Origin of the sequence: Burkholderia cepacia GG4 (genome assembly GCF_000292915.1) — a bacterium.
Classification (GTDB): domain Bacteria; phylum Pseudomonadota; class Gammaproteobacteria; order Burkholderiales; family Burkholderiaceae; genus Burkholderia; species Burkholderia cepacia_D.
The window spans coordinates 2,368,124-2,389,622 of record NC_018513.1 but is presented as its reverse complement, the minus strand read 5'-3'; the positions used below and the strand labels follow the sequence as shown (position 1 = coordinate 2,389,622).

At 68.4% G+C, this 21,499-nt stretch carries 21 protein-coding genes and 2 pseudogenes; 17 read left to right on the top strand and 6 right to left on the bottom strand.

What is annotated here, in order from left to right; all coding sequences use genetic code 11:
- The first annotated feature begins 138 nt into the window (after positions 1-138).
- The 9 genes from mdcA (at position 139) to GEM_RS10835 (ending at position 7,916) form a co-directional block, all read left to right on the top strand.
- The gene (gene mdcA / locus GEM_RS10875) at positions 139-1,785 is read left to right on the top strand and encodes a malonate decarboxylase subunit alpha (protein WP_014897455.1); all 1,647 of its coding nucleotides are present in this window, start codon (positions 139-141) and stop codon (positions 1,783-1,785) included.
- A gap of 10 nt (positions 1,786-1,795) precedes the next feature.
- Positions 1,796-2,110 carry a malonate decarboxylase acyl carrier protein gene (gene mdcC, locus GEM_RS10870; protein WP_014897454.1) on the top strand — a complete coding sequence of 105 codons (315 nt, stop codon included), beginning with the start codon at positions 1,796-1,798 and terminating at the stop codon, positions 2,108-2,110.
- Positions 2,107-3,030 (top strand): biotin-independent malonate decarboxylase subunit beta, encoded by a 924-nt coding sequence (locus tag GEM_RS10865; RefSeq protein WP_014897453.1) that lies wholly within the window; start codon positions 2,107-2,109, stop codon positions 3,028-3,030. Before mdcC ends, GEM_RS10865 begins: the two co-directional genes overlap by 4 nt.
- A gap of 199 nt (positions 3,031-3,229) precedes the next feature.
- A complete protein-coding gene (gene mdcE, locus GEM_RS10860; protein WP_014897452.1) occupies positions 3,230-3,937 on the top strand; it encodes a biotin-independent malonate decarboxylase subunit gamma in 708 nt (235 codons plus the stop codon).
- Positions 3,924-4,592, top strand: a complete 669-nt coding sequence (mdcG, locus tag GEM_RS10855; protein ID WP_014897451.1) for a malonate decarboxylase holo-[acyl-carrier-protein] synthase — start codon at positions 3,924-3,926, stop codon at positions 4,590-4,592. Before mdcE ends, mdcG begins: the two co-directional genes overlap by 14 nt.
- Positions 4,589-5,458: a triphosphoribosyl-dephospho-CoA synthase MdcB gene (mdcB, locus tag GEM_RS10850; protein ID WP_014897450.1), complete on the top strand. Its 870-nt coding sequence runs from the start codon at positions 4,589-4,591 to the stop codon at positions 5,456-5,458. Before mdcG ends, mdcB begins: the two co-directional genes overlap by 4 nt.
- On the top strand, positions 5,455-6,387 hold the full coding sequence (mdcH, locus tag GEM_RS10845) for a malonate decarboxylase subunit epsilon (protein WP_014897449.1): 933 nt from the start codon (positions 5,455-5,457) through the stop codon (positions 6,385-6,387). Before mdcB ends, mdcH begins: the two co-directional genes overlap by 4 nt.
- A gap of 149 nt (positions 6,388-6,536) precedes the next feature.
- Positions 6,537-7,058 (top strand): phospholipase D-like domain-containing protein, encoded by a 522-nt coding sequence (locus GEM_RS10840; protein ID WP_014897448.1) that lies wholly within the window; start codon positions 6,537-6,539, stop codon positions 7,056-7,058.
- Positions 7,059-7,247: 189 nt separating this feature from the next.
- Positions 7,248-7,916 carry a phosphoribosyltransferase gene (locus GEM_RS10835; RefSeq protein WP_039319541.1) on the top strand — a complete coding sequence of 223 codons (669 nt, stop codon included), beginning with the start codon at positions 7,248-7,250 and terminating at the stop codon, positions 7,914-7,916.
- Here the strand turns inward: GEM_RS10835 and GEM_RS10830 are convergent.
- Positions 7,903-8,289 (bottom strand): annotated as a pseudogene (locus tag GEM_RS10830) (polyhydroxyalkanoate depolymerase); the annotation flags it as partial. The gene GEM_RS10835 and the pseudogene GEM_RS10830 sit on opposite strands and share 14 nt — an antisense overlap.
- Between GEM_RS10830 and GEM_RS32440 the strand changes: the two are divergent.
- Together GEM_RS32440 and GEM_RS10820 are read left to right on the top strand one after the other, a co-directional pair.
- The gene (locus tag GEM_RS32440; RefSeq protein ID WP_080599387.1) at positions 8,267-9,565 is read left to right on the top strand and encodes a CgeB family protein; all 1,299 of its coding nucleotides are present in this window, start codon (positions 8,267-8,269) and stop codon (positions 9,563-9,565) included. The pseudogene GEM_RS10830 and the gene GEM_RS32440 sit on opposite strands and share 23 nt — an antisense overlap.
- Positions 9,566-9,584: 19 nt before the next feature.
- Positions 9,585-10,277, top strand: coding sequence for a glycosyltransferase (locus GEM_RS10820; RefSeq protein WP_187293231.1), 693 nt, complete (start codon positions 9,585-9,587; stop codon positions 10,275-10,277).
- A 755-nt stretch (positions 10,278-11,032) separates the two neighbouring features.
- On the opposite strand, the pseudogene GEM_RS32210 reads toward GEM_RS10820, so the two are convergent.
- Positions 11,033-11,515: pseudogene (locus GEM_RS32210) on the bottom strand (polyhydroxyalkanoate depolymerase); the annotation flags it as partial.
- Positions 11,516-11,707: 192 nt separating this feature from the next.
- On the opposite strand from GEM_RS32210, the gene GEM_RS10810 reads away from it, so the two are divergent.
- Positions 11,708-12,337, top strand: coding sequence for a glutathione S-transferase family protein (locus GEM_RS10810; protein WP_014897444.1), 630 nt, complete (start codon positions 11,708-11,710; stop codon positions 12,335-12,337).
- A 320-nt stretch (positions 12,338-12,657) separates the two neighbouring features.
- The gene (locus tag GEM_RS10805; RefSeq protein WP_039319539.1) at positions 12,658-12,858 is read left to right on the top strand and encodes a hypothetical protein; all 201 of its coding nucleotides are present in this window, start codon (positions 12,658-12,660) and stop codon (positions 12,856-12,858) included.
- Between the two features lie 109 nt (positions 12,859-12,967).
- Here GEM_RS10805 and proP read toward each other — a convergent pair whose 3' ends face one another.
- Positions 12,968-14,452, bottom strand: a complete 1,485-nt coding sequence (gene proP / locus GEM_RS10800) for a glycine betaine/L-proline transporter ProP (protein ID WP_014897442.1) — start codon at positions 14,450-14,452, stop codon at positions 12,968-12,970.
- Positions 14,453-14,981: 529 nt separating this feature from the next.
- Here proP and GEM_RS10795 point away from each other — a divergent pair.
- On the top strand, positions 14,982-15,314 hold the full coding sequence (locus GEM_RS10795; protein WP_014897441.1) for a YnfA family protein: 333 nt from the start codon (positions 14,982-14,984) through the stop codon (positions 15,312-15,314).
- Between the two features lie 33 nt (positions 15,315-15,347).
- On the opposite strand, the gene dnaQ is transcribed toward GEM_RS10795, so the two are convergent.
- The 3 genes from dnaQ to GEM_RS10780 are packed head-to-tail and all read right to left on the bottom strand — an operon-like array spanning position 15,348 to position 17,382.
- Complete coding sequence (dnaQ, locus tag GEM_RS10790; RefSeq protein ID WP_014897440.1) at positions 15,348-16,082, bottom strand: DNA polymerase III subunit epsilon; 735 nt, start codon at positions 16,080-16,082, stop codon at positions 15,348-15,350.
- Between the two features lie 38 nt (positions 16,083-16,120).
- Positions 16,121-16,573 (bottom strand): ribonuclease HI, encoded by a 453-nt coding sequence (rnhA, locus tag GEM_RS10785; RefSeq protein WP_014897439.1) that lies wholly within the window; start codon positions 16,571-16,573, stop codon positions 16,121-16,123.
- Entirely contained in the window at positions 16,570-17,382 is an 813-nt protein-coding gene (locus GEM_RS10780; protein WP_014897438.1) for a class I SAM-dependent methyltransferase, read from the bottom strand. The genes rnhA and GEM_RS10780 overlap by 4 nt, the downstream gene beginning before the upstream one ends.
- Positions 17,383-17,400: 18 nt before the next feature.
- On the opposite strand from GEM_RS10780, the gene gloB reads away from it, so the two are divergent.
- The 3 genes from gloB (at position 17,401) to GEM_RS10765 (ending at position 21,319) form a co-directional block, all read left to right on the top strand.
- Positions 17,401-18,207 (top strand): hydroxyacylglutathione hydrolase, encoded by an 807-nt coding sequence (gene gloB, locus GEM_RS10775; protein ID WP_014897437.1) that lies wholly within the window; start codon positions 17,401-17,403, stop codon positions 18,205-18,207.
- 151 nt (positions 18,208-18,358) lie between these two features.
- Positions 18,359-19,918 (top strand): transglycosylase SLT domain-containing protein, encoded by a 1,560-nt coding sequence (locus GEM_RS10770; protein WP_014897436.1) that lies wholly within the window; start codon positions 18,359-18,361, stop codon positions 19,916-19,918.
- 168 nt (positions 19,919-20,086) lie between these two features.
- Positions 20,087-21,319, top strand: a complete 1,233-nt coding sequence (locus GEM_RS10765) for an MFS transporter (RefSeq protein ID WP_014897435.1) — start codon at positions 20,087-20,089, stop codon at positions 21,317-21,319.
- Positions 21,320-21,499: the final 180 nt, after the last annotated feature.

Genomic DNA, 21,499 nt, shown 5'->3' with positions numbered 1-21,499 from the left:
CGCGAGCCACCGGCGTGCGCGGGCCCCGGTGGGCCGCATCCATCGCGGCGTCCTCTGAGTCGCATTCGTCAACATCATCAATCGGCGGCGGCGCCAGGCTTAGAATGCCGCTGAACCATCGAAGCGGGAGAACTGTTCATGACGGGATGGAATCACGCGCGGCAGGCGCGCGATGCACGCCTCGCGGCCGGCGCGGCCTTCGCGCGCGGCAAGCGGGTCGATGCGCGCGACACCGTCGCGTTGCTCGAAGCGGTGCTGCGGCCCGGCGACCGCGTTTGCCTCGAAGGCGACAACCAGAAGCAGGCCGACCTGCTCGCGACGGCGCTCGCCGACGTCGACAGCGCGAAGGTGCACGACCTGCACATGGTGCAGTCGGGCGTCGTGCTGCCCGAGCATCTCGACGTGTTCGAGCGCGGGATCGCGAAGCGTCTCGACTTCGCGTATTCGGGCCCGCAGTCGCAGCGGATCGCGAAGCTGCTGTTCGGCGGCAAGATCGCGCTCGGCGCGGTGCACACCTATCTCGAGCTGTTCGCGCGCTACTTCATCGACCTCACGCCGCAGGTCGCGCTGATCGCCGCGGTCAGCGCCGACGCCGACGGCAACCTGTACACCGGCCCGAACACGGAAGACACGCCGACCGTCGTCGAGGCCACCGCGTTCAAGGACGGCATCGTGATCGCGCAGGTCGACCGCATCGTCGACAAGGTGCCGCGCGTCGACATTCCCGGCGACCGCGTGCATTTCGTCGTCGAGGCCGGCCGGCCGTTCTACGTCGAGCCGCTGTTCACGCGCGATCCGGCCGCGATCACCGAGACCCAGATCCTGACCGCGATGCTCGCGATCAAGGGCATCTACGAACCGTACGGGATCAAGCGCCTGAACCACGGGATCGGCTTCAACACGGCCGCGATCGAGCTGCTGCTGCCGACCTACGGCGCGAAGCTCGGGCTGAAGGGCAAGGTCTGCACGCACTGGGCGCTCAACCCGCACCCGACGCTGATTCCCGCGATCGAATCGGGCTGGGTCGAGCAGATCCACTGCTTCGGCTCCGAAGTCGGGATGGACGACTACATCCGCGCGCGCTCCGACGTGTGGTTCACGGGCCCCGACGGCTCGCTGCGCTCCAACCGCGCGTTCTGCCAGACGGCCGGCCTCTACGCGTGTGACATGTTCATCGGCTCGACGCTGCAGATCGACCTGTCGGGTCATTCGTCGACGGTCACGGCCGAGCGCATTGCCGGTTTCGGCGGTGCGCCGAACATGGGCAGCGACGCGCGCGGCCGGCGCCATCCGAGCGAGCCGTGGCTGAAGGCCGGCGCGGAAGCCGACCCCGACACGCCGGCGGCGCTCAGGCGCGGCCGCAAGCTGGTCGTGCAGATCGGCGAGACGTTCGGCGACAAGAACGTGCCGATGTTCGTCGAGAAGCTCGATGCGCTGAAGCTCGCCGACAAGCTGCAGCTCGACCTCGCGCCGATCATGGTCTACGGCGACGACGTCACGCACATCGTCACCGAGGAAGGGATCGCCAACCTGCTGATGTGCCGCGACAAGGACGAACGCGAGCACGCGATCCGCGGCGTGGCCGGTTATACGGACGTCGGCCGCGGCCGCGACCGCAAGATGGTCGAGCGGCTGCGCGAGCGCGGCGTGATCCGTCGTCCGGAGGATCTCGGCATCGATCCGCTCGACGCCGATCGCCGCTGGCTCGCGGCGCGCTCGATCAAGGATCTCGTGCACTGGTCGGGCGGCCTTTATGCGCCGCCGGCCCGGTTCCGCAACTGGTGAGGAAGAGGGCATGGAACAGTTGAACTACCGCTTCACCGCGCGCGAACGCGCGAAGGGCGAACGGGCCACGGCGCTCGTCGGCGTGGTCGCGTCCGGCAATCTCGAAGTGCTCGTCGAGCGCATGCTGCCGGGCAATGAATGCGAGATCGACATCCGCACCGCGGCGGTCGGTTTCGGCACGGTGTGGCAGGCCGTGGTGTCGGACTTTGTCGAGCGGCGCGCGCCGGGCGGCCTGAAGCTGTCGATCAACGATGGCGGCGCGCGGCCCGACATGGTGTCGCTGCGGCTCGCGCAGGCCGTGCGCGCGATCGAGGGGGACGCATGACGACCGACGTGATCCATGACGCACCCGCGTTCGTCGCGAACGCCGCGAGCTGGTACGAAGCGTCGGCGCGCCAGCGCGTCGACGGGCTGCTCGACGCGGGCAGCTTCACCGAATTTCTCGGGCCGGGCGAGCGCGTGACGAGCCCGCACCTGCCGTTGTTCGACCTGCCGCAGCAGTTCGACGACGGGATGGTGGTCGGCCACGGCCGGCTCGACGGCCAGCCGGTGTTCGTCGCCGCGCAGGAAGGCCGCTTCATGGGCGGCGCGTTCGGCGAAGTGCACGGCGCGAAGCTCACGGGGCTGCTGCGCGCCGCGCGCGAACTTGGCACGCCGGTGGTGATCCTGTTCGATACGGGCGGCGTGCGGCTGCAGGAAGCGAACGCGGGCGAGCTCGCGATCGCCGAGATCATGCGTGCGCTCGTCGAAGCGCGCGCGGCCGGCGTGCCGGTGATCGGGCTGATCGGCGGACGCGCGGGCTGCTACGGCGGCGGCGGGCTGCTTGCCGCGTGCTGCTCGGCGCTCGCGGTGTCCGAGCAGGGCCGCATCAGCGTGTCCGGCCCCGAGGTGATAGAGACGAATCGCGGCGTCGAGGAATTCGATGCGAAGGATCGCGCGCTGATCTGGCGCACGATGGGCGGCAAGCATCGCCGGCTGATCGGCGACGCGGATCGCTACGTCGCCGATACGCCGGACGCGTTTCGCGCGGCCGCGCTCGAACTGATCGGCCGTGCGCCGAAGTTCGATGCGGCGATGCTGCGCGCGGAGCAGACGCGTCTCGAAGCGCGGGTTGAGCGGTTCGGCGCATGTCAGGACGCGCTCGACGTGTGGCGTGTGCTCGGTGCCGATCAGCCGGAAGCAATTCCCGGCATGCCCGACGACGAATTCGCGAAGCTCGCCGACCAACTGCAGGAGCAGAAATGAAACGACCCCCACGTTCACTTCGTTCGCTGTCGACCGGAGTTGGCGCTTTAGCGCTGACTCCGGTCCCATGCACGGCTCCCCCCGAGGGGGTGCCTGCCGTCCACGGCCGGCTTGGCAAAGCCGACCGGCTGCGCGGGCGCGGAGCGATGCTCCGCGCATTCCCCGCTACGCCCCTTGGGGCGCTCCGGCGGGAGGCTGCATGACGCTCGATGAAGTACTGACCTCGCTGTTCCCCAAAGGCCATTCGATCGCGCGAACCGGCGGCTTGCTGACCGGTCACGCCGACCTGGCCGGCACGCGCGTCGACGTGATCGGCGTCGCCGACCGCTTGCCGTTCGGCATCGATGAAGCCGTGACGCTCGCGTCGCACGTGCTCGACACGATCGAGCGCGGCGGCGACACACCGATTCTCGTGCTCGTCGACAGCGACAGCCAGCGGATGAGCAAGCGCGACGAACTGCTCGGCCTGAACGAAGGGCTGTCGCATCTCGCGAAATGCCTGATGCACGCGGAGCTCGCCGGGCACCGGACGATCGGCGTGCTGTACGGTCATACGGCCGCGGGCGCATTCATCGCGACCGCGCTCGCGACGCGCACGTTGCTCGCGGTGCCGGGCGCCGAGCCGGAGGTGATGGACCTGCCTTCGATGTCGCGCGTGACGAAGCTGCCGATCGACGTGCTGAAGGAGATGGCGCGCTCGACGCCGGTGTTCGCGCCGGGGCTCGACAACCTCGTGAAGATGGGCGCCGTCGACGCCGTGCTCGATCCGGCCCGCGCGCTCGACGCGCAAGTCGGCGAATGGCTTGCCAAGCCGGCCGATCGCAGCGATGGTCGCGCGGCGCGCGGCCGGCCGGTCGCGGCCGACGTCGCGCGCCGCGTCGAGGCACTCGCGCGTGCCGCACGCTGACACACCCCTGCGCCGCCACACGCTCGTCACGCTGAAGGCGGCCGGGTGGCACGCGGCATGCGCGCGCGATCCCGCGCTGGCGGCCGAGCCGCTCGTGCACGCGTGGGCCGCGCGTGGCTGGCCGCTGATCGTGCGCCGCGCATCGCCCGATGAGGCCGATGCCGGGCGCGTGCCGCTCGGCTTGCCGCTGCCGCCTTCGGCGGGCAAGCGACGCATCGCGCTGAACGTCGCCGCCGACGCGCTCGCGTCGGTCGGCCCGCTGCCCGCGTTGGCCGACGTGCTCGCCGCTGCGCCCGACGCATGGCAGGCGTCGTTGCGCGACCTGGCGGCGCTCGGCGCGCGCTGCGGCGTCCAGGGCCGCGTGTTCGGCAGCCTCGCGTGGCAGGCGCTGACCGGCGAGCGCTACCTGAGCGAGTCTTCCGATCTCGACATCGTGTTGCCGCTGCCGGACGCCGGAGCGCTCGCGACGCTGCTCCATGGCCTCGCGGCGATCGACGCGCGCGCGCCGATGCGCATCGACGGCGAACTGCTGCGCGACGACGGCGCGGGCGTGAACTGGCGCGAACTGCACGCGCGGCTGCCCGAAGTCGCAGTCAAGACGGCGATCGCCGTCGAATTGATGTCGGTCGACGCATTCACGGGAGGTGTGCGATGAGCGCATGGGCCGCCTGCCGCGCTGCGGCGCCGTCCGATGCCGAGCGCATCGCCGAACTTGCCGAGCACAGCCTCGTGCAGGAAATCGAGACCTATCCGAAACCGGGGCTCGTCAGTCACGTCGATACCGGCAGTCATGCGGACATGGATGCCGCGACGTTCGCGCGCAGCGCTGCCGTGCTGCGACCGTATTTCGCGGAACTCGCCGACGCCGGTGCGCACGACGCGGACATGGCCGTGCTGCGCAAGATCGGCCTGCGCGCGGAGCACGCGATGCTGGCCGCGACCGGCGGCGTCAACACGCATCGCGGCGCGATCTTCGGGCTCGGGCTGTTGTGCGCGGCCGCGGGCCGGCGCACGGTGCCGCCCGGCACGGCGGCGCGCACGATGACGCTCGGCACGTACGTCGCACAGCGGTGGGGTACCGAGATCCTTGGCGGTCCACGGTTGCCCGACAGTCACGGCGAACAGGCGAGCCGCCGCTACGGCGTCGGCGGCGCGCGCCGCGAGGCGGCCGACGGCTTCACGACCGTGTACGGTGTCGGCCTGCCGGCGCTGCGTCGGGCACAGCGCAGTGTGCCCGACGATCCGGAAGCCGCGCGCGTCGACGCGTGCTTCGCGCTGATCGCCGCGCTCGACGATACGAATCTGCTGCACCGGGGCGGCCAGGCCGGCCTCGATTTCGCGCACGCCACCGCGCGCGCATTCGTGGCCCGCGGCGGCGTGCGAGCGCGCGACTGGCGGCTGCACGCGGTCGCCGCGCACCGCGCATTCGTCGCGCGCCGCTTGAGCCCGGGCGGCGCGGCCGACCTGCTGGCGATGAGCGTGTTCGTCGATGCGCTCGAAGCGGACGAGGAGGGGCGATGACGCTGGCGATTCTGTGCTCGGGGCAAGGCGCACAACGCGCGGACATGTTCGAGCTGACCGGCGCGGTGCCGCAGGCCGACGCATTGTTCGCGCATGCCGGCCGGCTCCTCGGCGACGATCCGCGCGACTGGGTGCGGCAGGCCGAGCCGGACGCGCTGCGCGAGAACCGCGCCGCGCAGATCCTCTGCACGGTGCAGGCGCTGGCGGCTACCGCCTTGCTCGATGCGGTGTGGCCGCGGCGTCGCTGCGTCGCGGGCTACAGCGTCGGCGAAGTCGCGTCGTGGAGCGTCGCGGGGATGATCGATCCGCACGACGCGCTCGACCTCGCCGATGCGCGTGCCCGCGCGATGGATGCCGCGAGCGGCGGCGATGAACGGATGGTGTTTGTGCGCGGGCTGACGCGCGCGCGGCTTGCGCAACTGTGCGACGGCCGCGACGCGGCGATTGCGATCGCGAATCCGGGCGACGCGTTCGTCGTCGCCGGGCGGCAGGGCGACGTCGACGCGGTGGCCGACGACGCGGTGCGCGCTGGTGCGTTGCGCGTCGCGCCCGTGTGCGTGCGGATCGCGTCGCACACGCGCCGGCTCGCGTCGGCGGCGCCCGTGTTTCGCGCGTTGCTGGCCGCCGTGAGCGTGCGCCGGCCGCTGCCCGGCACGCGACTGTTTTCGGGGATCGACGGCGCGTCGGTGCTCGATGTGCAGGCGGGCCTGGACAAGCTCGCGCGGCAGATCGCGGAGCCGGTCGAGTGGGCGGCCTGCCTGGCCGCGTGCGTCGAGGCCGGCGCGACCGCGTTTCTCGAGCTCGGCCCGGGCCGCGCGTTGGTCGAGATGGCGAGTGGCGCGTATCCGGCGCTGCCGGCGCGCAGTGTCGCGGATTTCCGCTCCGTCGACGGCGTCGCGAGCTGGCTCGCGCGCGTCGCGGCCGGCTGACCGACGCCGCGCAAGCGGCCGGAACACGCTTCGGGACTGCTTCGACCCCGCTTGGAAAACGGCCCGCCGGCCGGTCGTTTCGCGCCGGGTGTTGCGCCGGCGCAGCAGCGCTGCAGCAGGCGCTTGCCACGCGAATTGGCGTCGCTACAATGGCGCCCGCCATGAGACCAGCCGCCTTCCTCCTCACCGCGCTCACCTGCGCGGCGACCGCCCACGCCAGCCCGATTCCGTCCGACGCCGCATCGGTCGGCAGGTACTTTTCATATGACAACGCGGCGGCCGACACGACGGTCGACCTGATCGAGAACGCGCAGCGCCGCGTGCTGCTGGCCGGCTACGCGTATGTGCCGCCCGCGGTCGCGGCGGCGCTGCGCGCGGCGCGCGCGCGGGGGATCGAAGTGCGGGTCGTGCTGGCGCGCTCGTCGCGCACCGGCAAGTACAGCGGCGCCGGTTATCTGAAATCGGCCGGCATCGATGTCGCGATCGACTCGCGGCACGGCGATCCCGCGCCGCGCTTCGTGATCGTGGACGACAGTGTCGCGCTGACGACGCTGTCCGACGGCGCGGCCGCGCATGCGGACACGGTGAACGTGTTCCACCGCGCACCGGAACTCGCGCAGTCGTACGCGCAGTCGTTCTGGCGGCTTTACCGGCAGGCCGGCGGGCTCTGACCGCCGACCCGTCGCCCGCCCAGGCCGGTCCAGTCCGGGCGAACCCGCCCAATCCCGTTCTTCGCCACAAGCCACGCGCCGCACCCGCCGGTATGACCCCCCTTGCATCGGCGCCGCCGATGAACCATGCTCGTTGGACAGGCGCCGGCGCGGGTGTCGCGCATCCGGCGCAATGGCAGGGAGCCGATCGTGACCGAATGTTTTGTCGATCGCGCCGACGCGGGCAGTCGGCTTGCGCATGCACTGCAGGACTACGCGGGGCGTGACGACGTCGTCGTGCTCGCGCTGCCGCGCGGCGGCGTGCCGGTTGCGTTCCCGGTCGCGCTGGCGCTGCGCGCGCCGCTCGATGTGCTGGTCGTGCGCAAGCTCGGCATGCCGTCCGATCCCGAATTCGCGATCGGTGCGATCGCGACCGGCGGGGCGATCCATCTGCAGCACTCGGCGATCCGCGCGATGGGGGCGACCGACGGCCAGCTCGCCGAGCTGATCGCGCGCGAAACCGTCGAGCTGCAGCGCCGCGACGCACTGTATCGCGGCGCCAGGCCGCTGCTCCCGGTGGAGGGGCGCATCGCGATCGTGGTCGATGACGGCGTCGCGACCGGCGCGTCGATGCGCGTCGCGCTGCAGGCACTGCGCGAGCGCCATCCTGCGCGCATCGTGGCCGCGGCACCCGTCGCACCGGCCAGCGCCCGGCATGCGTTCGACGATCTGGCCGACGCGTTCGTGGCAGTGTCGCAGCCGGAGTCGTTCTTCGGGATCAGCCAGTTCTACGCGCGTTTCGAGCAGACCGCGGACGACGAGGTGCGCGCGCTGCTCGATGCGGCGCGCGCGCAGGACGGCGGCATCACGTCCGCCTGATCCGGCGTCGGCGCGGTCCGGGGCGGTCCGCTTCGGCCTGCGCGAACACGCGCTGCAGCACCGGATGGACGTCGTCGCGCCAGCGCGCGCCGGTGAACAGCCCATAGTGGTCGCAATCGCCGATATCGGCGCGGTGACGCTGGCCGGCCGCGAGGCCGCGGCACATGTCGAGCGCCGCATGCGTCTGGCCGGCGCCCGTGACCGCGTCGCACGCCCCTTCGACGGTCAGCAGCGCGACGCCGTTTAGCGCGGCCGGCTCGACGCGCCGGCCGCCCACGTCCCACGTGCCGTTCGCGAGGCACATCCGCTGGAACACGATATCGACGGTATCCAGGAAGTATTCGGCCGGCATGTCGAGCAGCGCCGTGTATTCGACGGTCACGGCGATGACGGTGTTCGACGAATTCAGCCGCGAGTGCTTCGCGCCATACCTCAATCTGGTCGAGCCGCGCCCGGGCAACTGGAAAGGCCTCCTGGCGCGCGACCAGCCGGAACTGCTTCTGATCGAATCCGCATGGCGCGGAAACCGGTCGTCCTGGCAGTATCGCGTCGGTTCCTATGCGCATCCGCCGGGACGCGAACTGCAGGCCATGGTAAACGGCTTCAAGGAGCGCGGAATTCCGACGGTATTCTGGAACAAGGAAGATCCCGTCCACTTCAACAACTTCATCGAGGCGGCACGCCAGTTCGACTTCGTGTTCACGACGGCGGAGGAGGCGATGCCTCAGTACGCTGCGCGCTCGTCCTCGAACGTGAATGTGCTGCCCTTCGCGTGCGAACCCGGACTGCATAATCCGATCGGTTCGAGCGAACGGAACGGAAAACTGTGTTTTGCCGGTAGCTATTATGCGAACCGGTTCGCGGATCGCCGGGACGACCAGATCATGCTGCTCGATGCAGCGATGAAGCACAAGCTCGACATCTTCGACCGCAATCATGCGGCTGGCGCAAAGAGCGATTTCGCGTTTCCGGAGCGCTTCCAGGGCTGCATCCGCGGCAGCCTGCCGTATGACGAAATGTCCCGGGCTTACCGGCGCTACAGCGTTTTCCTGAACGTGAATTCGGTCATCGATTCGCGCACGATGTTCTCGCGACGGGTCTACGAGCTGCTCGCCTGCGGCACGCCGGTCGTGAGTACGCGATCGCTCGGCATCGACGAAACGTTCGGCCGGGACCTCGTCTGGACCGTTGACGATGCGAAGGAAGCCGACGAGGCGATGCGTGCTTTGCTCGAGTCGCCTGACGAGTGGCGCCGAAGAAGCCTGAATGGCATCCGTGCAGTGTTCTCCGAGCATACGTTCGCGCACCGTACCCAGCAGATTCTCGACACGGTCGGCATCAAGAAGCGCGTCATTGAAGATGTGCGCGTGCTGGTCTTCGCGGTAGTGGACAACGCGAACGAAGCGCGACGCGTCGCCGACATGTTTGCCTCCCAGGCCATGTCGGTTTCGGCGAACCGCTGGTGCTGTTTGCCCGTAAGGGGTCGGTCAAATCCCTCGATATGCCGGAAGTGGAAGTCGTTTCGCCCGGGAATCATCTCGGCGAAACCGTTTCCCGCGGGAGGCTTGCTTCAACCGAACCAAGGCCGCGTGTTTTCTCCCGGGCTTCTACGGGAATGGGACCTGCAGGATTGCTCCAGCATTTGTTAACGCACGCGGAATCCGTGCTTTGCTCGAGTCGCCTGACGAGTGGCGCCGAAGAAGCCTGAATGGCATCCGTGCAGTGTTCTCCGAGCATACGTTCGCGCACCGTACCCAGCAGATTCTCGACACGGTCGGCATCAAGAAGCGCGTCATTGAAGATGTGCGCGTGCTGGTCTTCGCGGTAGTGGACAACGCGAACGAAGCGCGACGCGTCGCCGACATGTTTGCCTCCCAGGCCATGTCGGTTTCGGCGAAGCGGCTGGTGCTGTTTGCCCGTAAGGGGTCGGTCAAATCCCTCGATATGCCGGACGTGGAAGTCGTTTCGCCCGGGAATCATCTCGGCGAAGCCGTCTCCCGCGCGAGCGCTGCCTTCAACGCGACGCATGTCGGCGTGTTTTCTCCGCGGGCCTTCTACGGGAAGTGGTACCTGCAGGATCTGCCTCACGCATTTGTCTACAGCCAGGCGGATATCGTTGGCAAGCCTCGCGACGGCACGGACCGGTACGCGTTCGACGTCGAGCGCGATCATCAGGCGTGGCTGCTGCGTGTGAAGCCCGCTCAAAGCCCGGTGCTCGAGATGCTGGGTCCCGATGGTGCGGTGCTGGACGGTCAAGGGTCGCTGCGTTCGTTCTCGGCGGATTCGGCGAACTACTTGCCGGACGTGGCAAAAATGCGCGAGGCAGTGCTGCGCAACAAGATTGCGGCGATCCAGATCTGACCGACCCGAGTCGAAGCGCCCGAGCGTATGCGATGGCGACCTCTACCACGTTTGATATCTATCGTTATAAAGAAATGAAGGCCGGCAAACGCAAAGTACTTGTCTGTGGTCACGACCAGAAGTTCTGGTATCCGCTCCAGTCGCATCTCGAGGCCACCGGCCTGTTCGAATTCAAGGAGGATTACTGGCCCGGCCATAACGACCACGATCCGAAGAAGACGCTCGAAATGATGGAGTGGGCGGATATCGTCGTGGCCGAATGGGCGCTCGGCAACGCGGTATTCTGCGCAAAGCACAAGCGTGACGGCCAGCGCCTGGTCACGCGGCTGCATCTGCAGGAACGCAACACGCCGTATCCCGCGGAGATCGACTACGAGAAGATGGATGAGGTGGTGTTTGTCGGTCAGCATATCCTGGAGGAGTGCGTCGCCAAATTCCCCATGCCGAAGGAGAAGGTTCGCGTTGTCGGCAACTTCCTGGATTCGAAGCGCTTCCAGCAGGAAAAGATGGGGGGCAACGAGTTCAATCTCGGCATGATCGGGATCGTGCCATCCCGCAAGCGGCTCGACCTCGCGCTCGATACGCTGCGCCTGTTGCTGGAGAAGGACGAGCGCTACACGTTGCACGTCAAGGGGGCGAGCCCGCAGAGCTATCGCTGGCTGATGGCTCGTACCGCTGAACGCGAGTACTACACGAAGATATTCGAAACGATCAACAGTAGCGACTTGCGACACAAGGTCGTGTTCGATCCTGCCGGCGACGACGTGCAGCGGCCGATCGTCGCAGGTGAGCGCGTCGACGAAGCCGTCGAGCGTCGCCACGTACTCGTCGAGCCCGAAGCGGCCCGACGCGAGCGGGACGTCACGCGCATTGACCCAGTCGGTCACGCCGACGTCGCCGTCGGCGAGCAACACCTCGACGGTTTCCCGCATCATCACGGCCGCGTGGCCCGCGAGTGGCGCGCACAGCAGCACCGTGCGCCGTGCGTCGCCGCGCGTGAAGCGGCGCAGGTCGCAGAACGGCGTGCGCGCGACGATCCGCTCGTCGACGGCGGGGCGCTGGAGATCGAAGCGCGGCGGCCCGGCGGCCGGCCCGAGCAGCGGCTCGAACAGGTCGTCATAGCAGGAAGACGCGGCGTACGGCAGCGTCGCGGCGGGCCACACGTCGAACGCGTGGCGCGTTGCCGCGCGCCAGGCGCGCATCCATTCCCGTTGCTGCTCGACGACGGCATACCACATGGCGAACCTTGGTACGGAAGGGGCGTGAATCTGCATTATGGTCACTCCGGCCGCGCAGCGGGTGTCGGATACGTGACCGAGTGACGTGCATCAAGCGCGCATCGAGCACGCGGCGACGCCGCGTCGCGCTAGCCGGCGGCGCGCGGCGCTGCTACAGTCGTCGGTCCCATTCTTTCAAGCGGAGCGTTTGCGATGAAGCTGATCGGCATGCTGGATTCCCCGTTCGTCCGTCGTGTCGCCATTTCGGCGAAGCTGCTCGACCTGCCGTTCGAACACGAGTCGATCTCGGTGTTCCGTCACTTCGACCGATTCCGCGAGATCAACCCGGTGGTGAAGGCGCCGACGCTCGTGACCGACGACGGGACGACGCTGATCGATTCGTCGCTGATCGTCGACTACCTCGACCACCGCGTCGCGCCGGAGCGGCGCCTGCTGCCCGACGCCGCCGATGCGCGACTGCGCGCGCTCGTGCCGGTCGGCTTCGCGCTGGCGGCGGCCGAGAAGACGGTGCAGGTCGTGTACGAGCAGGCGCTGCGGCCGGCCGAGAAGCAGCATGCACCGTGGCTCGAGCGCGTGCTGAGCCAGCTCGAGGCCGCGTATGGCGAACTCGAGCCGCTCGTCGCGGCCGCGAACGGCTGGTTCGGCGGCGCGCGGCTGCTGCAATCCGACGTGAGTGTCGCGGTCGCGTGGCGCTTCACGCAGTTCATGGCCGCCGATTACCCGCCGCTCGGCCGGATCGATCCGGCCCGTTATCCGGCGCTCGCCGCACATTCGGCGCGCGCGGAAGTGCTGCCGGCGTTTGTCGAGACGCCGCTCGACTGACGGCGCCGGCCGCTTCGGCTGCCCGGGGCGGCGCGACCGGTCCGACCCCACCGGTGCCGACATCCGGCGCGCTTCGGTCCGGCCGGCGGTAATCGGACGCCCGGCCGGCCATTTTCGTGCGGCCCGGCTTCCGGAAAACCCCCTCGCGTCGATCCGTGCGCGCTCCCGCGCCGCCGCTCGCCACCCGCCCAGGCCCGCCCGGCAAGGCGCAGCCGATTGTTCGCAACCGCTGACAAGTGACTTCGCATTCGTGGTGTTTATCCGGATACCGGCCATCCCTAGAATCCACTCCATCGAATATGCATTACCTGATGGAGCCGATGATGAGAGCGCTGATCGAATCGAGCCTGTACCACCCGTCCGTCGTGTTGCCGCTTGCCGCGCTGACGCAGCTGATGGTCGAGCGCGATTTCAATCTCGGCCAGGTCGGCTTGATCGTCGCCGCGCGCGGCGCGCAGGCGGCCGTGTCGCGCTCGCGCGCGCTGATCTTCTGCCGTCACTGCGAAGCGCACCACGCATGAGCGCGCCTGTGGCGCGCAGATAATAAAAAGCCCGGCCGGCGCAAGCCGGTCGGGCGGATCGGGTTCGATCGAGCCCCGGCTTCGGCCGGGGCTTTTTCATGTGCGACGCTCAGGCGCGTGCGGTCGACACGACGCCGTAGATCTCCGTGTCCTCGTCCTCGCGCAGCTGGCGCACGAGCTGGTGTGCCTCGCGACGCGACGCGACGGCCGGCGGCGAGCCCTTGAGCGGCTGGCGCGCGGTTTCGGCGAGCGCGACGACCGACACGATGCCGATCACGGCCGCCCCCATCATGTAGTACGCGGGCATCATCAGATTATTGGTCACGTCGACGAGCCACGCGGTCATCAGCGGCGTCGTGCCGCCGAACAACGAGACCGACACGTTGAAGCCGATCGCGAGCGCGCCGTAGCGGATCTCGGTCGGGAACAGCGCCGGCAGCGCTGACGGCATCACGCCGGTGAAGCACGACAGCAGCACGCCGAGGATCAGCAGGCCGCCGAACACCGACGCGGTGCTGCCCGCATGGATCAGCAGCATCGACGGGATCGCCAGCACCAGCAGGCCGACGCAGCCGGCCAGCATCACGGGCTTGCGGCCGATCCGGTCCGACAGGCGGCCGGCGGCGAGCGTCAGCGGCATCATCAGCACCATCACGATCAGCACGAGCACGAGGCTGTGCGACTCGTCGAAGTGCAGCGTCGACGACATGAAGCTCGGCAGGTACGACAGCACCATGTAGTCGGTCACGTTGAAGATCAGCACGAGGCCGACGCAGAGCAGCAGCGCGCGCCAGTTGGCGAGCAGCGTCTCGCGGAAGCGCACCTTCGGCACGGCCTTGTCCTGCGCTTCGCGCGCTTCGGCCTGGCGCTTGAACGCCGGCGTTTCCTCGAGCTTCATCCGGATGTACAGACCGATCAGGCCGAGCGGGCCCGCGATCAGGAACGGCACGCGCCAGCCCCACGACAGCAGCGCTTCCTGCGACAGCGACGCGGTGAGCAGCGCGACGACGCCTGCACCCATCACATAGCCGATCAGCGTGCCGAACTCGAGGAAGCTGCCCATGAAGCCGCGGCGCTTGTCGGTCGAGAATTCGGCGATGAAGGTGGCGGCGCCGCCGTATTCGCCGCCGGTCGAGAAGCCCTGCACGAGGCGGGCGACGAGCAGCAGCACGGGCGCCATGATGCCGATCGACGCGTAGCTGGGGATCAGGCCGATCGCAAAGGTGCCGACGGCCATCATGATCATGGTGGCGGCGAGCACGCGCTGGCGGCCGATGCGGTCGCCGAGCGGGCCGAACACCATGCCGCCGAGCGGGCGCACGAGGAACGCGGCGGCGAACGTGCCGAAGGTCGCGAGCAGCTGCGCGGACGGGCTGCTGGACGGGAAGAACACTTTGCCGAGCGTCACGGCGATGTAGCTGTAGACGCCGAAGTCGAACCATTCCATCGCATTGCCGATGGCCATTGCGCTGACGGCGCGCTTGAGCAGGCTCTGGTCGACGACGGTAATGTCGTCCGCGGCGAGCGGGGCCTCGCCGGACGACGTGGAGGAAGAAGCAGCGGTCGGGCTGACGTGTGTTGCGGTCAAGGTCATGCACTCCTTTGACTGCGCCGGAACGGGCGGGCCGTCCGACACGGTTTGCCGGCGAGCGCGATGTCGTGTGCTGCGCGTCGGGGCAGGCCATTAAGCACTTACGGAATAAAAGGCTGTAAGGGACTGCTTCGACGCGGGCCCGATGGGCCGTCGCGACAGTGCGCTCATGAAGAATGGGCCGCGTGATGCGAGCGGCAGATGCCGGTGCGGACTGGGTCCGGCGTTCCGGCAAGCGCCCCGGAGGGGCAACGAAACGAGAAAAGCGGGCCTGTCGGGCGGGCTTTCCTGTGGGTGCAATTTCGGTCGAAGCGCCGGCCCGCAACGCGCGGACGGACTTCTTGCGAAATCGAATAGACAGAGATTGAATGTTGAAACAGGCGACATGATAGCACGATGACGGAAGATCGTGCAAATTGCCCGGAATCCCCCGTGTGGCGGGGCTTCCGGCGGGGCCTGCTCCGGTATGATCGGCGGCGCGCGGCGGGGTCGCGCTGCCCCCGTGACTGGCGGGGAATCCACGAGGAACCGGATGACCGAACTGATGAAGATCGCGGCGCTGTTCGCCGTCACTGCGCTGGCTGAAATCGTCGGCTGCTACCTGCCGTGGCTCGTGCTGAAGGATGGGCGGCCCGGCTGGCTGCTGGTGCCGGCTGCGCTGTCGCTCGCGCTGTTCGCATGGCTGCTGACGCTGCACCCGAGCGCGGCGGGGCGCACGTACGCGGCGTACGGCGGCGTGTATATCGCAGTGGCGCTGATCTGGCTGCGGGTGGTCGACGGCGTCGCGCTGACCCGCTGGGATGTGGCCGGCGCGCTGCTCGCGCTCGGCGGGATGGCCGTCATCGCGCTGCAGCCGCGCGTGTAGGCGCGGCTGCAGGCGTGGCCGGTGCGTAGCGCGTCAGGCGGCGCCGGCAGCGTCCGCGTCGGCGGACTTGCGCCACACGCAGGTGCCCTTGACCGACTTGTCGAGTTCGTCGAGCTGGGTCTGGTGCGCGGCGAGCTCGTCGTCGCTCGCCGCGACGACCGGCAGGTCGAGCGACGCGAGCGCCACACGCTGGCCGTTCGCCGCGCCGCCGTCGGCGAGCGCGTCGTCCAGCATGTCGATCACGAGGCTGTCCTGGCCGCGCGTCATCGCGAGATAGACCTCGGCGAGCAGTTCCGAGTCGAGCAGTGCGCCGTGCAGCGTGCGGTGCGCGTTGCTGATGCCGAAGCGGTCGCACAGTGCGTCGAGCGAGTTGCGCTTGCCGGGGAACATCTGCTTGGCCTGCACGAGCGTGTCGATCACGCCGCCGCAATGCTCGGTGAACGGCGGCAGGTCGAGCCGCGCGAATTCGGCGTCGAGGAACCCGAGGTCGAACGGCGCGTTGTGGATGATCAGCTCGGCGTCCTTCACGAAGTCGCGGATCTGGTCGGCGACTTCCGCGAACTTCGGCTTGTCGCTCAGGAATTCGGTCGTGAGGCCGTGCACCGCCAGCGCGCCCGGATCGCTGTCGCGCTCGGGGTTCACGTAGATGTGCAGGTTGTTGCCGGTGAGCCGCCGGTTCAGCAGCTCGACGCAGCCGATTTCGATGAGGCGGTCGCCCGTGCGGGGATTCAGGCCGGTGGTTTCGGTATCGAGAATGATCTGGCGCATGTCGGATAAATCGGGAAAGACAGGAGGGCGGCCTGCGTTCAGGCCACCAGCGATTCGACGCCGCGATTTGCGAGCGCGTCCGCGCGTTCGTTTTCGGGATGGCCGGCGTGGCCCTTCACCCAGCGCCACTCGACCTCGTGTTGCGCGACGAGCGCGTCGAGCCGCTTCCACAGGTCGGCGTTCTTCACCGGTGTTTTCGATGCGGTGATCCAGCCTTTCTTCTTCCAGCCGTGGATCCACTCGCTGATGCCTTTCTGCACGTATTGCGAGTCGGTATGGACGATCACGCGGCACGGCCGCTTCAGCGCCTCGAGCGCGGCGATCACGCCCATCAGTTCCATCCGGTTGTTGGTCGTGTTGGGTTCGCCGCCGAACAGCTCCTTTTCGCGGTCGCCGTAGCGCAGCAGTGCGCCCCAGCCGCCGGGGCCGGGGTTGCCCTTGCAGGCGCCGTCGGTATAGATGTCGATGGTGTCGGTGGTGTCGGTAGTCATGAGTGTTCTTGATGGGTAGTCGGGGTGGCTGCCGGCGTCAGGCCCGGTGCGAGCACGGGCTTCTTCATCTTGATCTGGCCGACGAGGCGCATGCCGCGCACGCGCTTGACGGCCGTGACCATGTAGACGGCGCCGAAGATCGGCCACCAGCGGTCGCCGGCGGCTTCCATGAAGCCGTAGCGGGCCAGCCATTTGTCGGTGATGAGCGGCGGCCGGTAGCAACCGAAGCGGCCGCGCTCGAGATCGAAGCCGAGCAGCTTGATCCAGTCCTTGAGCCGGATGAATGCGATCTGGTCGCGCGCGGCCGGCACGAACGGGCGGTTGGCCATGCGCCCGAACGACTGGCGCATCCCCCACAGGCTGAGCGAATTGAAGCCGGTGATCACGAGCTGGCCTTCCGGCATCAGCACGCGTTCGGCTTCCCGCAGCAGGCGGTGAGGGTCGGACGTGAATTCGAGCGTGTGCGGCATCACGATCAGGTCGACGCTCTGCGACTCGAACGGCAGGTCGAGCAGATCGCACCAGGTCGTGCTGCGATCGGCCGGCGCATGCTCCGGCGCGCGCGCTTCGCGCGCCCACGGGTACTGGTAGGGCGCACTCGCGCCGCTCGCCGGATCGAGCACGAGGCCGCGATACGGCATGCGGTTCTCGCGCAGCGCGTCGAGCTGCGGCAGGCCGAGCTGCAGCGCATGAAACCCGAATACGTCGGACACGATCCGGTCGAGCTGCGCCTGCTCCCAGTCCAGCACGTAGCGGCCGGGCGGCGAGTCGGTCCAGGCGGGCCAGTCTATAATTTGACGATCGGACATAACGATGATTGCGCGCCCATGAACGAGCTGGAATACGTGCCGGTACCGGCATTCGAAGACAACTATATCTGGCTCGTCTCGGACGGCCGCGATGCGATCGCCGTCGATCCGGGTGAAGCCGCGCCGGTACGCCGTGTTCTTGCCGAACGCGGCTGGCGGTTGACCGCTATTTTACTCACGCACCATCACGCCGACCATGTCGGCGGTGTCGCCGCGCTGCAAGATGGCCAGCCGGACGATGCGCCGCTCGTGGTTTACGGCCCGGCGGCCGAGGCGATCGGCGTGGTCACGCGGCCGCTGGCGGGTGGCGATCGCGTGACGCTCGGCGCGCCGGCGCTCGCCTTCGACGTGCTCGACGTGCCCGGTCACACGCGTGGCCACCTCGCCTATTTCCAGGCGGCCGGGCAGGGCGCCGCCACCCCGCATGTGTTCTGTGGCGACACGCTGTTCTCGTGCGGCTGCGGTCGCCTGTTCGAGGGTACGCCCGCGCAGATGCTCGCGTCGCTCGACGCGCTCGCGGCGCTGCCGGGCGACACGCACGTGCATTGCGCACACGAATACACGCTGTCGAACATCCGCTTCGCGCTCGCGTGCGAGCCGGGCAATGCGGCGCTCGCCACCTGGCGCGACGATGCGCAGGCATTGCGCGCGCGCGGCGTGCCGACCCTGCCCACCACGATCGCGCACGAGCGTGCCGTCAACCCGTTCATGCGGGCGGACAGCGCGGCTATTCATGCGACCCTCGAGGCCGAGCTGCACGAAACGGTGCCGGATCGTCTGGCGGCGTTCACGCTGATGCGCGAGTGGAAAAACCGGTTCCGATGATGATTTCCGGAGGACTCCAAAGCTCAAGCGGAGTCTGTAAAAATTGCTCCAAATGTAGGATTTCGCTGAGTTTTCGGTGTTTTTATTGACGTGAAGCACGCACTTCCGTAGTATCGCCAGCAATTTCCAGCCGTCGGAAGCCGAGATTTTCATGCGACTTATATTGAGTGCGATGGTGGTCCTGCTGCTCGCCGCTTGTGCGAGCCAGGCTCCTGTCGCCAACAACGCCGCCGATTCGCAGGCGGCGTCCAACTACCTCCGTAAATCAGCCACCGCTAAAGAAACCGTCGACGTCGACAAGCAATCCGTCGGCGACCTGACCAGCGCAGACACCGATCTCTGGGGGCGCATTCGTCGCGGCTTCCAGATGCCTGACCTGCAGAGCGACCTCGTCGACATGCAGACGACGTGGTACACGCAGCGTCCCGATTACGTGCAGCGCATGACCGAGCGCTCGCAGAAGTACCTGTACCACATCGTCGAGGAGCTCGAGGCGCGCCACATGCCGACCGAGCTCGCGCTGCTGCCGTTCATCGAGTCCGCGTACAACCCGCAGGCGCTGTCGGTCGCGAAGGCGGCCGGCATGTGGCAGTTCATGCCCGGCACGGGCCGCACGTACAACCTGAAGCGCAACATGTGGCAGGACGAGCGCCGCGACGTGCTCGCGTCGACGAGCGCCGCGCTCGACTACCTGTCGCGCCTGCACGACATGTTCGGTGACTGGTATCTGGCGCTGGCCGCGTACAACTGGGGCGAGGGCAACGTGCAGCGCGCGATCGCGCGCAACCAGGCGGCCGGCCTGCCGACCGACTACCAGAGCCTGCGGATGCCGAACGAGACGCGCAACTACGTGCCGAAGCTGCAGGCGGTGAAGAACATCATCGCGAGCCCGCAGCAGTATGGCCTGACGCTGCCGGACATCCCGAACCACCCGTATTTCGTGACGGTCACGACGTCGCGCGACATCGACGTGGCGGTGGCCGCGAAGCTCGCGAACCTGCCGCTCGACGAATTCCGCTCGCTGAACCCGTCGTTCTCGAAGCCGGTGATCCTCGGTGCGACCGAGCCGCAGATCCTGCTGCCGTTCGACAACGCGGCGGCGTTCGAGAAGAACCTGAAGGCCTATAACGGGCAGCTGTCGACGTGGACGACCTACACGGTCAGCGAACGCGCGCGTCCGGCCGCGATCGCCGAGAAGATCGGCGTCGACGCCGATACGCTGATGTCGGTCAACAAGATTCCGGCCGGCATGCGCCTGAAACCGGGTTCGACGATCGTCGTGCCGCGCGGCGATGACGACGACGAGGACATCAGTGCGGACGTCGCGGAAAACGGCGCGCTCGCGATGGAGCCCGACGTCCCAGACACGCGCAAGATGCTGATCCGCGTGCGCCGCAAGCAGTCGATGGCGGCGCTCGCCGGCCGCTACGGCGTGTCGGTCGGCCAGTTGAAGGGATGGAACCGCACGCACCGCGATCTCGTGATGCCGGGCCAGACGCTCGTGCTGCACGTGCCGGTCGGCCGCACGGTGCCGGCAGAGCCGGGCCCCGAGCGGATCGCGACGTCGGTCGGCAGCGCGCATGTCGAGCGTGCGAGCCTGGCGGTGGGCGGCAAGTCGCGCGGTGCGAAGCACGCCGCCGCGAAGCCCGCGGCCCGGGGCGCGAAGGCGGCGCCGGCCAAGGCCGCCGCGCACAAGGGCAAGAAGAAGTAACACTCGCGCGGTCACGATGGCGTCGCGTCGGTCCGGATGGGCCGCGCGAATGGGTTATCATCCGATGAAACGCGAAGCAACGCCGTCACCGAGGTGACGGCGTTTTCATTTGCGCGGGCAGTGGGGCCGCTGCTTCGTGGGCCTGGGACAACCACGCAAGGAGAAGCGATGTCGTCGGTGCAGGTGAGGGTGCTCGCGCTGTTTGCGATCGGGTATTTCGTGTCGTATGTGTTCCGCGGCGTCAATCTCGGCTTCGCGCCGTTCGTCACGCACGAGCTCGGGCTGTCGGCCGCCGATCTCGGGCTGCTCACCAGTCTCTATTTCCTCGGCTTCGCCGGCGCGCAGATTCCGGCCGGCGTGCTGCTCGACCACTTCGGCCCGCGTCGCGTGGCGGCCGGCATGCTGGTGTTCGCGGCCGCCGGTGCCGCGGTGTTCGGCGTCGCGCACGACCTCGGCACGATGATGATCGGCCGGCTCCTGATCGGCGTCGGCGTATCGGTGTGCCTCGGTGCGGCGTTCAAGGCGCTCGCGCAGCATTTTCCGGTCGGCCGGCTGCCGCTCGTCAACGGTCTCGTGATGGCCGTCGGCGGCCTCGGCGGCGTCGCGGTCGGCTCGCCGCTGACCTGGCTGCTCGGCTTGACCAGCTGGCGCGTGATCTGCGGCGGCCTTGCGGTGCTGACGCTCGTCGTCGCGGCCGCGATCGGTTTCGGCGCGCCCGAGGCCGAGCGGCCGCGCCACCAGGGCGGCCTCGTCAGCCAGTTCAAGGGCACCTGGCACATCCTGGGCAGTCGCGCGTTCTGGAAGATCTCGTCGTTCTCGATCGTCACGCAGGGCGTGTTCTACGCGATGCAGTCGCTGTGGGTCGGGCCGTACCTGCGCGATGTCGCAGGGTTCGACGCGCAGCACGCCGCGCGGCTCGTATCGGTGCTCGGCTTTGCGATGATGGCCGGCTGCGTCGGCTTCGGTGCGGCGGCGCGCGTGCTCGAGCGGCGCGGCGTGTCCGTCCAGGCATTCTGCAGCGTCGGCATGGCGCTGTTCGTCGCGACGCAGGCTGCGATCGTCGCGCGCGTGCCGCTGCCGCCGGCCGCGCTGTGGGCGGCCTACGGGATGTTCGGCGGGGTCGGGATCCTGACCTATGCGGTGCTGGCCGGCCACTTTCCCGCCCATCTGATCGGCCGCGTGAATACGACGCTGACGCTTGTGATCTTTGTGCTGATCTTTGCGTTCCAGATCGGCATCGGCGCGGTGCTGTCGCACTGGCCGGCGCTCGACGGCCATTACCCGGTCGCCGCGCACGTCACCGCGTGGAGCGTGCTGATCGCGCTGCAGCTCGCGAGCGCGGCCTGGTGCGCATGGCCCGCGCGCGACGCTGGCAAGCAGGTTGATCCGGCGGTACGCTGACGGGTAGGGCGGTCGCGGAAACGGGGCCGCAGCAGGGAATGCCGCATGCGATGCCACGGCGTCGCGGGCGCCGCATGCGCGATCGGACGGCCATGTCGATTGAAGATAAGGCCATTTTCGGGCTATAATTTGAAAGTTTGTGCTGATCAACCTCGCACCCTAGCGCCTACCTCACTCATC